Source organism: Planococcus sp. APC 3900, assembly GCF_030407735.1.
Taxonomy (GTDB): Bacteria; Bacillota; Bacilli; order Bacillales_A; family Planococcaceae; genus Planococcus; species Planococcus notacanthi.
Window position 1 is genome coordinate 372,860 of sequence record NZ_JASDCT010000002.1, and the last position, 13,549, is coordinate 386,408.

Genomic DNA, 13,549 nt, shown 5'->3' on the forward strand with positions numbered 1-13,549 from the left:
CGGCATGGGGGCATCGAATTGGGGAATGATCTGGACAGCAGTTATGCCGTTGGCCGTGATCCTCTATTATTTCTTCAGGAAAAAATACAAGGACCAGCGCGTGTCATCAACAATGTTCTGGCAGGAGCGGATGAAAGAGCTGAAAGCTTCACCGTACCTGAAAAAATTGCAGCATCATTTATTGTTTTATTTGCAGCTGGCGGCTCTCCTGTTTTGTGTACTGGGATTATTGGGGCCGTTCAGCGAGTCGGAAACGCTGGCAGGCAATGACTTTATCTTTGTCGTCGACACATCGGCGACGATGCTTGCGGGTTCCCCCCCACATTTTGAAAAGCAGCAGGAGGAAATGAAAAAGTTGGCAGCCCAAGCTGGAGGGAAACCCGTCACTATCGTCACGACAGGAGCCAGTCCAGAAGTAGTGGTCCGCAATGAACAGGACCAAAGAGTTTTGGAGCGGGCGATTGACCAACTGGAAGTAAGGTATGAAAAGGCTGAAATGGAACAGACAATTTTGTTTGCTGATACGCTTGCAGCTAACGAATCAACGGTCATTCATATTTTTACGGATTCATTGGACCGTGCTGTACTGGCCAACAAAACCGGCCAACGTTATCAAGTCCACGGAATTGATGAATCGCTGCGCAATGTTTCCATTGAGCAGTTCGGTCTATCAGAGACTGAGACGGGTGCAAGGGGCATCGTCCAGCTGGTAAATAACAGTGAAAATCCCCTTCAGGCAACAGTCCGTCTATCGGCAGGCAACATAGAGAAGACAGCGGAAGTAGAGCTGGAGCCTTCAATGGAATTGCTTGTTCCTTTCGAAGAGCTGCCCAATGAAAAGTTGTGGCAGGCGACTGTAGAAGCGGAAGATGATTATGCGGCTGATAACACAATGGCGACTTATCTGGCGCCGCCAGGAAATGCGGTCGTGGTTGACTCATCATTGCATGAACTGATCGCCAGTGGGTTCCGTTCTACGGATTTGGAAGTTCACCTGGCAGAGCCGGTCCAGTTAGAACCGGATTCAGCATTGCCGCTGGTTACCAGTCAAAGCGAGTTATTGGATGGAACAGCGCCGGTTCTATTGATTGGCCGTAATGATGAAAAAGCTTTCGAAGTAGCCGGAGAAATTGAAGCACAAGCGCATCCGCTCTTTACTTATGCTTCTCTGGAAGATGTCTATGTATCCCAGCTGTATCCACCTTTTGAAGGGTTTGAAACAATTGCGTCGATTGATGGAAATCCTTTCATTCAAGTCTCTCCTGAAGGCGATATTGCCGTGCTGACGGATATTCAGTTGACCGACTGGCCGCTGTATCCGTCATTTCCGTTATTTCTTTGGAGCGCTATGGATAGCTTATCTGGAGATACGGCGTTTCTCGGATTTTTTCAACCCAATGAACATCGCTCGGTTTCTCTCGCTTCCGATACAGGAGAATGGGAAATCTTTAAAGATGGCACTTACCTCTATTCTTATATAGAAGGCAGCGGCCCGTTTATTTCACCGTCTGAACCAGGGGTTTATGAAGTGATTGGTGAACAAGAGACGAAGAAGATGATTGTTCAATTGGCAAATGAAGAAAAGGCGCTGGAAGCCGGTTCTTCCTATGCCATGGGGCTGGCGACAACCGCCCAGGACACAGTCCGTTTTTCTTTCGTGCCGTATATTATTGTGTTGATTTTGCTGCTGGTTGCTGTGGAATGGGAGGTGTACCGCCGTGGAATTGCAACTCGATGAACCGCTTTGGCTGATTTTGCTCCTTCCTGCCGCCCTCTACTTTGGCTGGTTTGGTTTAAAGAATTTTCCTGCCAGTTCCAAAATGGCGAAAACAGTTTTTATTCTTCGTGTATTCGTGGTGGCTTTATTGATCTTCGCCTTGGCGGGGCCATCGCTGTTCAGTCCGGTAAAAGAAGAACAAGTGATTTTCCTGTTGGACCGATCGGCGTCTCTTGAAGGAATGGAGACCGAAATGGCGGCAGCAGTGGAAAAAGCTTTAAACGCTCAAAAAGATCATCAGTCGGTTGCCGTCTATACATTCGCCGAGGATTTCCTGAGCCTTCTGCCGATGACAGCAGAACCTCAGACTTTGCCTGCGGAACTGGCGATCGGCCAGAACGGCCATACCAATATCGCCCGGGCACTGGAGCTGGCTTCAAATAGTGGAGACACAGACCTTGCGACACGGTTGGTGGTTTTGACTGATGGCAATGAAACACAATCTTCTGCCATCGAAAGCTTGAATCGCCTAGAATCGGACCGTTTGCAAGTGGATGTTTGGCCCATCGAACAATCTGCAGTGAACGATATGGCCGTCAGCCGCTTTGAAACGCCTTCACGGGCATTTTTGGGAGAGGCACAGGCATTTTCTGTCTCCATTGATTCAGATGCAGAAGCTCAGGCAAAATTGATCTTTTCGGTTAACGACCGCGATTTGGATGCAAAAGAGATCTCCTTGGCAGAAGGCCAAAATGTCTTCAATTATACCTATCCGGCCAGTTCGGAAGGCTTGCTGAAGTATGAAGTGCGTTTGGAGGCTGCTGAAGATGCTTTTCTCGAGAACAATTCATTGGCGAGCATTACGGAAGTTTCCGGCAATCCGGAAGTACTGGTGGTCAATGGCGGAGAGCCGAGTCCGATTGCCGCTTTATTGGACACAAATAATTTGCGTGTAACCGAACTCTCTGGCGCTGAACTGCCGAGCAGCTTATCCGCTATTCTTCGTTATGACTCCATTATTTTCGACAACGTATCAGGAACTTCTGTCGGTGAACAGCAGATGGCCATTATTGAACAAGCTGTCCAGCAATTCGGTGTCGGTTTTATGATGGTCGGCGGCGATCAAAGTTTTGGGTTGGGAGGTTATTTCAAGACGCCGATTGAACGCCTGTTGCCGGTGGAAATGGAAGTCCAAGGCAAACATGAATTGCCTTCACTAGGCCTCATGATTGTGATGGACCGTTCAGGAAGCATGATGGGAATGAAGTTGGAGCTCGCCAAAGAAGCGGCAGCCCGCTCTATCGAATTGCTGCGTCCGGATGATACCTTGGGCGTCATCGCATTTGATGACCAGCCATGGGAAATTTTGCCGACTGCCAAAATGGCCGATCCGCAGGCCGCGGTGGATAAGGTCTTGGGAATTACGCCAGGAGGCGGGACTGAAATCTATCGTTCTTTGCAAAAGGCTTATATGGAATTGGAAGATTTGAAACTGCAGCGGAAACACATCATTCTATTGACGGATGGCCAATCTGCTACATCAAATGACTATGACGCGTTGATTGAAAATGGCAAAGACAATAACATCACCTTGTCGACAGTGTCGATCGGACAAGATGCGGACCGCAATCTGCTGGAACAGTTGGCGGACACAGGAAGTGGGCGTTTCTATGATGTGACGGATGCTACTACGATTCCTGCCATCCTGTCGCGTGAAACGATCATGATGTCGCGGACTTACATTGTCGATCAACCGTTTTACCCGATCGTTTACAGCAGCAAATGGGATGATTTATTTGCAGAAGGTGTTCCGCAACTCAATGCCTATATTGCAACTACAGCCAAGAGTACCGCAACCGTTGCACTGGAGAGTGAAGAAGGCGATCCTGTGCTGGCGAGCTGGAATTACGGCCTTGGAAAAACGGTTGCTTTCACTTCCGGCAGTGGTGCATGGAGTGGGGACTTCCAAAGCTGGGCTCAGTGGCCGGATTTCTGGAACCGCAGCGTGGCTGAATTGCAGCCTACATTTGAAGAGATTCCTTATTCGGTCATTCGGAAAGAACAAGGAGTCTACACGGTAGAAGATCCTACACAGAGTTCTGCGATCTTGACGGTGGCGGCAGTTGACGAAGAAGGCAATGACATTCCACTGCAGACAGAGCCGGTGGCACCTGGAAAAGTTGAAGTCAAGTTGGATGCCGATCCGGGACTGGTCTTTTTCAGCGTCAGCAATGAAAACGGAGCGGCCTTTAAAACAGGGCTGACTATTCCATACGGCGATGAATACCGAACGGCATCAGCCAATATGCCTCTTTTGACAGCCTTGGCTGAACGGACAGGAGGGCAAGTATTGGGTACACTGGATGAAGCGTTCCGTGACATGCCTTATACCAGCGGTACGGTCCGCCCGATTCAATTGTGGCTGCTGTTGGCGGGGATGGTTCTGTTCTTTACAGACATCACACTCCGACGCTTTGGTCTGCCGAAACTCATACAAAAAAGAAAAACCGCTAAAGAAGAGGACTCTTCTCCTGCGGCAATTGATCAATTAATAAAAGCGAAAAAGAGGAATTGACTCTTTTTCGCTTTTTGATTTAAGGAAGTAAAATATTTTGCTCTTAATTTAATGTTTCAGCTCCGGCTGGTAGCCAAGAGTTGCTGTTTCCGCATCGACCATGTATTGGCAATGAAAAAACAAGTGATCAAGATGGCGGTCCCTAATATATACGGATAGCTCATGTTGATGTCGAAAAGGATGCCGGCGAGTGCCGGACCGATCATATTGCCGAGGCTCATGTAGGCATTGTTCATACCGGCTGCAAATCCTTGTTCATCGCCAGCCAGTTTGGAGATGAGCGTATTGATGGCCGGCCGCAACAGGGAGGCGGCAGTGAAAAAGACCGCAGCCACAAGAAGGATGGCCCAGAACGAGCTGACAAACAAAATGCCGATCATGGCTCCTGCAGAAACCAGCAAGTTGACAAGGATAACTTTCATTTCGCCAAAACGTTTGAAGAGCTTATCAATGACAAAAGTTTGGACCACTACACCGACAAATCCGCCGATTGTAATCAGAATAGCAATTTCTTTCGGTGTGAAACCAAACTTCTTATCTGCATATAATGCGATGGTCGATTGGAAATTAGCCAAACCGAAAGCGAAAATGAACATGACCAGCAGCATGACGAAGTAAGGGGTGTAAGTAGAACGCTTGAGCTGCTGGAGCAGGTTTTCGGATTTTTGATCTGCAGCCTGTACAGTAGGTGCGACATTCGGCAACACGACAAAAGAAATAAATGCAGCAATGAGTGCCACTGCCGTTGCAACGTAGAAAGGAAACTGGATGCTGACTTCGGCGAGAAACCCACCGATTCCCGGCCCGATCATAAAGCCGAGCGACATGGAAGCTCCGAGCAGCCCCATTCCTTTTCCACGTTCTTCAAACGTTGTGATATCAGCAACAAAGGCCATCATCGGGGGGATCAGGAATGCAGCACCGAGTCCGCTGAAGAAACGGGCAAGGTACAAAATCCACAGATGGGAAGCGAGCCCGAATGCCAGTTGGGATAGACCGAAAACGATCAATCCAAAGATGATCAACTTTTTTCGCCCGTATTTATCGGAAAGTTGACCGGACAAAGGCGAAAACAGGAACTGGGCTAAAGCGAATGTAGCGATTAGGGTGCCGAGAGCTTGGCCAGCCACGCCGAAAGTGTCCAGATAAGCTGGCATAATCGGAATGATCAAACCGATGCCGCTCATGGCAATGAACATATTGAACATCAGCACATAAAGTGCGAATTTATTTGATTTTACGGCCATAAAGAGACCTTCTTTCATTGTTATTTCGTATTACTAAACTTTAGTCTATAGAATCTACATACTATACCCCAATTCCCACAAAAAAAACAGGCAAAAGTTCTGCCTGTCAGTTTTCCATATCCATTTTAAATTCCAGGAATAGTTCGTTGTAGATTCCCAGCATTTCAAGTCCCAGATTTTCGTAGACTTCAAGGCGCTCCCGAAGTTCTTCCGGTGGATAGAATCGTTCATCTCCGGTAACTTCCGGGTCCATCAACGCAATCGCTTCTTCATTCGGAGTGGAGTATCCGACATAATCCGCATTTTGCGCTGCCACTTCCGCATCCAGCATAAAGTTGATGAATGCGTGGGCGCCTTCCACATTTCCGGCTGTCTTTGGAATGACCATATTGTCAAACCATAAGTTCGAGCCTTCCTCAGGGACCACGTAATCGATGTCTTCATTGATCCACATCATATCGGCAGCCTGTCCGGACCAAGTAACCGCTACTGCAGCTTCTTCCCGGCGCATCATTTCAACAATTTCATCACCGATGATGGCTTTGACGTTCGGGCCCATCGTTTTCAATTTATCCGTGGCTTCACGCAATTCACCCATGTCGGTCGAATTCAGTGAATAGCCTAAACTGTTCAGCCCCATGCCGATGACTTCACGCGCACTGTCGACAAGGATCACTTCCTGTTCGAGTGTAGGATTCCATAAATCATCCCAACTTTCGAACGTCTGTCCTTCCAACAAGGTCGGATTGAATGCAATCCCGACTGTTCCCCAGAAATAAGGAATCGAGTATTCGTTGCCTGGATCAAAAGGCAAGTCGAGGAAATACGGATCGATGTTCTCAAGATTCGGCAATAGCTCATGGTCCATTGGGTGCAGCAGGTCGTTTTCCTTCATTTTTTCGATGGCGTATTCAGAAGGCATCGCAACATCGTAAGTTGTGCCGCCCTGTTCAATTTTGGTCATCATCGATTCATTTGAATCAAATGTTTCATAAACCACCGAAATATTGGTTTCTTCTTCAAATTGGTCGATCAGTTCGGGATCGATGTATTCACCCCAGTTGTAGACGGAAATGGAGCCTCCGCCAATAGTTGCCGAACTTTTTTCCATGGCGTTGACCACATATAAGAGAATGGCCGATACCAGCAGGATGGCTATAGCGGCTCTGACGATTTCTTTCATAGTTTGGCGCCTCCTGTTCCAGGGGTTTGTCCGGCCCGTTGATTAAAGAAGTAGTAGCCGAGGACCAGTCCAAGCGTTACTACAAAAATCAACGCGGAAAGTGCATTGATGGTCAAAGTGATCCCTGCACGGGCCATTGAATAGATCTCAATGGATAAGGTCGAGAAACCGTTTCCTGTAACGAAAAACGTAACTGCAAAATCATCAAGCGAATAAGTCAAGGCGAGGAAAAATCCAGCGAAAATACCCGGCTTGATATAAGGAATGATAACGCGTGTCAAAATATCCCGTTTCGATGCGCCAAGGTCGGTCGCAGCGTCTATCAGCGACCCGCTCATTTCCTGCAGCTTCGGCAATACCATGATCACCACAATCGGAATACTGAAGGCGATGTGTGAAATCAAGACAGAAGCAAAGCCGAGTTTGACGCCGATCATCGTGAACAAAATCAGGAACGATGCCCCGATGATGACGTCCGGACTGACGATCAAAATGGTGTTCAAAGACAGAACGGCGTTGCGCGTTTTGCGGTTTCGCAAAAAGACGATGCCAATTGCGCCAAGAACGCCGATTGCTGTTGAGATAAGTGAAGACAACAAAGCGATAATGATAGTATTCATTAAAATGATCAGCAGCCGCGTATCGTTGAATACAGCGCCGTAATGCTCCAAAGTGAATCCTTCAAAGCTCGACATGGTGCCTCCGCTGTTGAAGGAGTAAAAGATCAGATAAAAGATCGGCGCATAGAGAATGGCAAAAACGACTACCAAATACAGTTTTGCGGACTTACTTAGTTTTGCCATTATATGCACCTCCTTTTTCTTTGTGGCCAGTCAGCATCATGATGATGATCATGAACAAGATCAGGAACACGGCAATGGTCGAACCCATTCCCCAGTTCTGTGTCACAAGAAATTGCTGTTCGATTGCTGTACCCAGTGTAATGACTTTGTTTCCAGCAATCAGGCGAGTGATGACAAAAAGCGACAAGGCAGGGATAAACACAGCCTGTACACCTGATTTCACTCCATTGATGGCCATGGGGAAAATAACGCGTCTGAAAGTCGTGAAAGAGGAAGCTCCCAGATCGCGTGAAGCATCGATCAATGCCGGATTGATTTTATCCAGCGAATTGAAAATCGGCAAGACCATAAACGGAATGAAAATATAAACCGATACAAAGATAAAGCTGAAATCTGTAAACAATATCTGCCACGGGCCTGCTCCGAGTGTCTGAAGCAGTTTGTTGGCAGGGCCGTACAATCCGAAAATCCCGATAAAGGCATAAGCCTTCAACAATAAGTTGATCCATGAAGGAATGATGATCAACAACAGCCACAGCTGCTTATGCTTGGTCTTAGTCAACCAATAAGCTGTTGGATAGGCAATCAGGATTGTGATAACGGTAATCAGGAAAGCGTACCAGAACGAGCTTAATGTCATCCGCAGGTAAACGGAAGAAAAGAAGTTCTGGTAGTTTTCCAATGTAAAGGCACCAGTCAAATCCAAGAACGAGAAATAGAAGATCAAGGCAATCGGTGCAATAACGAATAAGGCAATCCATATATAATAAGGGACAAGGTATAACGGGCGCGATGGGTTATCTTTCATTGACAGCCGCTCCGTAGGATTCCAACCGTGCATCGAATGCTTCTTCCGATTCGTTCAAACGCATAACGTGAATCGCTTCTGGTGAGAAATCCAGGCCGATCTGTGAACCGACCTCAACTTTTTTCGTAGAATGGACGAGCCATTCGTTGCCTACTTCGTCAATTGTGGAAATTTCGAAATGCACCCCTCTGAACAATTGGGTATCAACAGTGACGGCCATTTTGCCGGTACCTGCCGTAGTGATTTCGAGATCTTCAGGACGGATGACGATTTCCACCTGTTCATTCGGATTCAATCCCGCATCCACACATTCAAAGTCTTTATTGGCAAAACGAACTTGATAATCGGCAATCATGACGCCGCTGACGATATTCGATTCACCGATAAAGTCGGCGACAAAACGGTTGATAGGCTCATCATAGATATCCATCGGGGTTCCGCTTTGCTGGATTTGGCCAGCGTTCATGACGAAAATTTCATCAGACATGGCAAGTGCTTCTTCCTGGTCATGGGTAACAAAGACGAAGGTTTTCCCAAGGCGCTGCTGAAGTTCCCGCAATTCATACTGCATTTCTGTCCGCAGTTTCAAATCCAGGGCAGAAAGGGGCTCATCGAGCAAGATGACTTCAGGATCGTTGACAATTGCACGTGCGATGGCAACGCGCTGGCGCTGACCGCCGGACATCTCTGCGATTTCACGTTGTTCATAGCCCTGCAGATTGACGAAAGCCAAAGCCTCTCTTACGCGGCGCTCCACTTCCGGGCCTTTCACTTTCTTGATGCGCAATCCGAATGCGATGTTTTCAAATACGTTCAAATGAGGAAACAAAGCATAGTCCTGGAACACCGTATTGACTTGGCGCTGGTTTGCAGGAATCGTGTTCATTTTTTTGCCTTCTATATAGATATCGCCGCTGGTCGGTGTTGCAAAACCGGCTATCAGGCGCAAAATGGTTGTTTTCCCGCAGCCTGATGGACCAAGCAGCGTATAGAATTTTCCTTTTTCCAGTTCAAAGCTGACATTGTTCAATACATTGCCGGCACCTTCATAGGTCTGCGTGACATTTTCAAAACGTATAATTGATTTTTCGGACATAAGATCCCTCCTGAATTATAAATAAGATTGTGTGGTAACGATGATCATTTCAGAGATGCCATCAAAATCATTGATCAATTGATGGTGATTGGAAGCTTCAAAATAGATGGAATCGCCGGCAGCTGCCGAATATTGGTGATCACCGATTCTGAGCAGAACCCGTCCTTCGAGAACGTAGATGAATGTTTCTGCAGAAGAGGGTTCAAATTCTTTAAAATGCCCATTTGTCTGGAAAGTTAAATAGACAGGCTCCATTTCCTTTTCATTGGATGTGGGAATAAGCCATTCCACTTCATATCCGGCTTCTTCGTCAACGTGTGCAGTGTGGTCGGCGGTGGAGTATACAACTTTGACGTCCCGTTCATCGGAAAAAAATTCTTTGGGAGTGGTCCCCAGCACTTCAAGCAACGTGAAAAAGGTTTCTATAGAAGGGGAATTCATGTCACGTTCCAACTGAGAAATAAAGCCTTTGCTCAAGTCGGTCCGTTTTCCCAATTCTTCCTGTGTCAATCCGTTCTTTAATCGAAGACGTTTGATTTTTGTTCCGATTTCCAACAGAATTCTCCTCGATTCCTATTAAGTGAAAATTTCATAAAGTTTAGTTAAAATATACTTTTAGTTTACTAATAGCATATATTCATTATACGAGAAGAGCGATATTTTTCAAGTCAGAAATTATTTTCAATAAAGGATTGTTATCTATTGCAATTTGGCATGGGTTTTTACTATCATAGAGAAAGTGTGAAATTAAAAATAGTACATTTAACTTATAACAGGCTAATGGAAGCTTTCCGATGAATGAAACTAACATATAAAAATGATGGCTGGACGGAACAATAAGCCTCTGCGCGATTTCAGCCGATGTCCCGTTGTCACCGGCATTGGGAGTAGAGCAGCTGTCCGGATACAGCTGATGAATCCAAGTACTATAGCACGACCAAACTCTAGGAGTGATCAATGTGAACGGCAAAATGAATTTTTTTCTTGATCCTAAAAACCGGGTCATTCAAAAACCTTCGATTATGAATTACAAGCAGGACCAGCAAGGATTGTACCTTGTAGCAGACAAGCGTTTTATCAATTGGATGGATGTCCATACCTATTGCCACACTTGTTTGTCGGCACTGACGTTTGACGATGAATTTGATGCAAGCTACTGCGCCGACTGCAATGAATGGCGGGAAGAACCTTGCACAGACATCAGTTGTGAGTATTGTGAAAATCGTCCAAAACGACCTTTGGATCCCCGCCGATAAGCGGGGTTTTTTTATTTTACCGAAAGTTGTTCGGCATATTGAGATTTTTAGTTTGCTTTATGTATGCTAGAATAGAAGCAATTGAAAATGTGGAGGATGGATATGAAAAAGGAATTTGTAGTCATTGGGCTTGGCCGGTTTGGCGGAAGCATTGTGCGTGAGTTGATCGAACAGGATGCGGACGTTATGGCAATCGATAAGGATTCGGAACGGGTAGATGAATTTTCGTCCATCGCGACACAAGCGGTTGTAGCGGATACGACCGATGAAGCGGTTCTGAAATCATTGGGAATCCGAAATTTTGAACACGTCATCGTGGCAATTGGGGAAAATATCCAAGCCAGTATATTGACGACGCTGATGTTGAAGGAAATAGGCGTAAAAAAAATTACGGTAAAAGCGCAAAATGATTACCATGCTAAAGTGCTGGATAAAATTGGCGCCGATAAAGTGGTTCACCCGGAACGGGATATGGGAATCCGGATTGCCCATAACATCCTGTCCAATAACGTGCTGGATTATCTCGAACTGTCCGACGAACATTCCATTATGGAAATCAAAGCCAATCACAAATTGGCAGGCTATACATTAATTGGGCTTGATATCCGGGCAAGGTACGGCATCAACATCGTAGCCATTAAACGGAAAGACGACATTATCGTTTCTCCGCAGGCCGATATGGAGATTGAACAGGAAGATGTCCTGATCATCATTGGATCAGACGCGGACATCAATCGTTTCGAGAAAAAAATGATGAATTGATTGCTGCAAAACAAGAAAAAGACCGGAAAAGGGAGTGCATCCTTTTCCGGTCTTTGTTTCCCTGTATTATATGAAAATAAAGAAAGGTGCATCGGAATGATTATCCGGTGCACCTTTTTTTATTTGCTTAATTAAACTTCCATAATTACCGGCAAAATCATTGGACGGCGTTTTGTTTTTTCATACAAATACGGTCCGAGAACGTCAGAAATATCATTTTTCAATTCTGCCCATTCTGTGTTTTTGCTGTGTATTTTTTTATTGAGATGGCGATTCAGCATTTGCTGAGCCTCATAGATCATTGTGCCAGACTCACGCATGTAAACGAATCCGCGTGAGATGATGTCGGGACCTGAAACCATCTTGTTCTTTTTCATGTCAACGCTGACGACAACAATGACCAATCCTTCTTCGGAAAGGACACGGCGGTCACGCAAAACGATATTGCCGATATCTCCGATGCCGCTGCCGTCGATATAGACATCACCAGAAGGGATGCGTCCTGCAACAGAAGCTTCGTCTTGCCCTAAAGCAAGAACTTCGCCATTTTCCATGATGAATGTGTTTTCCAAAGGAACATCACATTCAACGGCCAATCCTGCATGCGTTTTTAACATCCGGAATTCACCATGAATCGGCATGAAGTATTTTGGTTTGATTAAACGAAGCATCAATTTGTTTTCGGGCTCTGAGCCGTGGCCTGATGTATGGATATTGTTAAGTGATCCATGAATCACGTCTGCTCCAGCGCGGAACAACAAGTTGATTGTACGGTTGACGCTGCTCGTATTGCCCGGAATCGGAGAAGACGAGAAGACAACTGTGTCGTTTGGCTGAATCTGGATTTGGCGATGTGTTCCGTTGGCGATTCTTGAAAGGGCAGCCATCGGTTCGCCCTGTGAACCGGTGCAAAGAATCAGAACTTCGTTTGCAGGTAAACGGTTTAAGGTTTGTGTATCTACAAAGGCATCCTCAGGTGCATTGATATAGCCTAGCTCACGGCCGATTGTCATGGCGTTGTCCATGCTGCGTCCGAAGACGGCAATCTTACGGCCTTGTGCGACCGCTTCATCCGTTACTTGCTGAAGACGGTAGATGTTTGACGCAAAAGTCGCAAAGATCAGGCGTCCATCAATTTTTCTCATGATGTCTTTGATGGAATCGCCGACTTTTCGTTCTGACATGGTAAAGTCAGGAACTTCAGCATTGGTACTGTCGGACAATAAGCATAAAACGCCTTCACTGCCGATTTGGGCCATTTTCAATAAGTTGGCAGGTTCGCCTACCGGTGTGAAATCGAATTTGAAATCTCCTGTGTGGACAATATTGCCGGGTGGCGTTTTTACCACGACACCAAAAGCATCAGGGATACTGTGAGTAGTACGGAAAAAGCTAACAGCCGTTTTACGGAACTTGATGACGTCATCTTCTTCGATTTCCATCATCTTCGTTTGGCGCAACAAGCCATGTTCTTCCAGCTTTTTGCGCAATAGGCCTAGAGCCAGTTTTCCGCCGTATACAGGAATGTTGATTTTCTTAAGAAGGTAAGGGATACCGCCGATGTGATCTTCATGGCCATGCGTAATGAAAAGGCCTTTAATTTTGTCGACATTCTTTACTAAGTATGTGTAATCCGGAATAACGTAATCGATTCCGAGCAAATCGTCTTCCGGGAATTTAATGCCTGCATCAATCAGAATGATTTCATCCTGGAATTGGACACCATACGTATTTTTACCGATTTCGCCTAGTCCGCCAAGTGCGAAAACAGCTGTCTGATCGTTTTTAACGAATTTCATCGTTATTCTACGCTCTCGACTTCGTAATTTTGGCTGGCTTGTTCATACTCGAGATGATTGCCTTCAAGTAATTGAACAAGTTCAATATTGTAGTTACGGTCTTTTAAGTGGTTTCGGACTTCGCGCTCGGATGCTGCTTCCACATAAAGGCTTTGGGTATTTTCACGAACTGGTACTTCAAAACGGTTTTCTTGGTAGTATACTTTAAAAATCATTGTTTGCTCTCCTTTTTCCACGCTCAAATAAATGCACTTCCTTTATATTATCATGTCGTTGTACTAAAATAAAGAATAGCCCTCCTTA

The 13,549-nt window shown here is 45.9% G+C and carries 12 protein-coding genes; 4 read left to right on the forward strand and 8 right to left on the reverse strand.

The genetic code is table 11. From position 1 onward, the window contains the following. Nucleotides 1-4 precede the first annotated feature (4 nt). Nucleotides 5-1,738 (forward strand): vWA domain-containing protein, encoded by a 1,734-nt coding sequence (locus tag QMA04_RS05810; RefSeq protein WP_203339354.1) that lies wholly within the window; start codon nt 5-7, stop codon nt 1,736-1,738. After that, nucleotides 1,719-4,292, forward strand: a complete 2,574-nt coding sequence (locus QMA04_RS05815; RefSeq protein ID WP_290184506.1) for a VWA domain-containing protein — start codon at nt 1,719-1,721, stop codon at nt 4,290-4,292. The genes QMA04_RS05810 and QMA04_RS05815 overlap by 20 nt, the downstream gene beginning before the upstream one ends. Before the next feature lie 56 nt (nt 4,293-4,348). Here the strand turns inward: QMA04_RS05815 and QMA04_RS05820 are convergent, their stop codons facing one another. From QMA04_RS05820 to QMA04_RS05845, 6 genes are all read right to left on the reverse strand, one after another. Beyond that, nucleotides 4,349-5,539 (reverse strand): MFS transporter, encoded by a 1,191-nt coding sequence (locus tag QMA04_RS05820; protein WP_191713932.1) that lies wholly within the window; start codon nt 5,537-5,539, stop codon nt 4,349-4,351. 106 nt (nt 5,540-5,645) lie between these two features. Next, nucleotides 5,646-6,722 carry an ABC transporter substrate-binding protein gene (locus QMA04_RS05825; RefSeq protein WP_191713933.1) on the reverse strand — a complete coding sequence of 359 codons (1,077 nt, stop codon included), beginning with the start codon at nt 6,720-6,722 and terminating at the stop codon, nt 5,646-5,648. Then, nucleotides 6,719-7,525: an ABC transporter permease gene (locus QMA04_RS05830; protein ID WP_191713934.1), complete on the reverse strand. Its 807-nt coding sequence runs from the start codon at nt 7,523-7,525 to the stop codon at nt 6,719-6,721. Before QMA04_RS05830 ends, QMA04_RS05825 begins: the two co-directional genes overlap by 4 nt. Then, a complete protein-coding gene (locus tag QMA04_RS05835; RefSeq protein ID WP_191713935.1) occupies nt 7,509-8,333 on the reverse strand; it encodes an ABC transporter permease in 825 nt (274 codons plus the stop codon). Before QMA04_RS05835 ends, QMA04_RS05830 begins: the two co-directional genes overlap by 17 nt. Beyond that, nucleotides 8,323-9,429: an ABC transporter ATP-binding protein gene (locus QMA04_RS05840; RefSeq protein ID WP_191713936.1), complete on the reverse strand. Its 1,107-nt coding sequence runs from the start codon at nt 9,427-9,429 to the stop codon at nt 8,323-8,325. The genes QMA04_RS05835 and QMA04_RS05840 overlap by 11 nt, the downstream gene beginning before the upstream one ends. 15 nt (nt 9,430-9,444) lie before the next feature. Continuing rightward, nucleotides 9,445-9,984: a helix-turn-helix domain-containing protein gene (locus QMA04_RS05845; RefSeq protein ID WP_191713937.1), complete on the reverse strand. Its 540-nt coding sequence runs from the start codon at nt 9,982-9,984 to the stop codon at nt 9,445-9,447. 404 nt (nt 9,985-10,388) lie between these two features. Here QMA04_RS05845 and QMA04_RS05850 point away from each other — a divergent pair, with 404 nt between their 5' ends. Together QMA04_RS05850 and QMA04_RS05855 are read left to right on the forward strand one after the other, a co-directional pair. Then, complete coding sequence (locus tag QMA04_RS05850) at nt 10,389-10,685, forward strand: hypothetical protein (RefSeq protein WP_191713938.1); 297 nt, start codon at nt 10,389-10,391, stop codon at nt 10,683-10,685. Nucleotides 10,686-10,787: 102 nt separating this feature from the next. After that, nucleotides 10,788-11,447 carry a potassium channel family protein gene (locus tag QMA04_RS05855; protein WP_191713939.1) on the forward strand — a complete coding sequence of 220 codons (660 nt, stop codon included), beginning with the start codon at nt 10,788-10,790 and terminating at the stop codon, nt 11,445-11,447. Nucleotides 11,448-11,578: 131 nt separating this feature from the next. Here the strand turns inward: QMA04_RS05855 and rnjA are convergent, their stop codons facing one another. Further along, nucleotides 11,579-13,246 carry a ribonuclease J1 gene (gene rnjA, locus QMA04_RS05860; RefSeq protein ID WP_290184511.1) on the reverse strand — a complete coding sequence of 556 codons (1,668 nt, stop codon included), beginning with the start codon at nt 13,244-13,246 and terminating at the stop codon, nt 11,579-11,581. A 2-nt stretch (nt 13,247-13,248) separates the two neighbouring features. Next, nucleotides 13,249-13,461 carry a DNA-dependent RNA polymerase subunit epsilon gene (locus QMA04_RS05865; protein ID WP_191713941.1) on the reverse strand — a complete coding sequence of 71 codons (213 nt, stop codon included), beginning with the start codon at nt 13,459-13,461 and terminating at the stop codon, nt 13,249-13,251. Between the last annotated feature and the right edge of the window lie 88 nt (nt 13,462-13,549).

Coding starts and splice junctions, on each gene's coding strand:
- QMA04_RS05810 (WP_203339354.1), top strand. CDS start 5: ATGGGGGCATCGAATTGGGGAATGATCTGGACAGCAGTTATGCCGTTG.
- QMA04_RS05820 (WP_191713932.1), bottom strand. CDS start 5,539: ATGGCCGTAAAATCAAATAAATTCGCACTTTATGTGCTGATGTTCAAT.
- QMA04_RS05825 (WP_191713933.1), bottom strand. CDS start 6,722: ATGAAAGAAATCGTCAGAGCCGCTATAGCCATCCTGCTGGTATCGGCC.
- QMA04_RS05830 (WP_191713934.1), bottom strand. CDS start 7,525: ATGGCAAAACTAAGTAAGTCCGCAAAACTGTATTTGGTAGTCGTTTTT.
- QMA04_RS05835 (WP_191713935.1), bottom strand. CDS start 8,333: ATGAAAGATAACCCATCGCGCCCGTTATACCTTGTCCCTTATTATATA.
- QMA04_RS05840 (WP_191713936.1), bottom strand. CDS start 9,429: ATGTCCGAAAAATCAATTATACGTTTTGAAAATGTCACGCAGACCTAT.
- QMA04_RS05855 (WP_191713939.1), top strand. CDS start 10,788: ATGAAAAAGGAATTTGTAGTCATTGGGCTTGGCCGGTTTGGCGGAAGC.
- rnjA (WP_290184511.1), bottom strand. CDS start 13,246: ATGAAATTCGTTAAAAACGATCAGACAGCTGTTTTCGCACTTGGCGGA.
- QMA04_RS05865 (WP_191713941.1), bottom strand. CDS start 13,461: ATGATTTTTAAAGTATACTACCAAGAAAACCGTTTTGAAGTACCAGTT.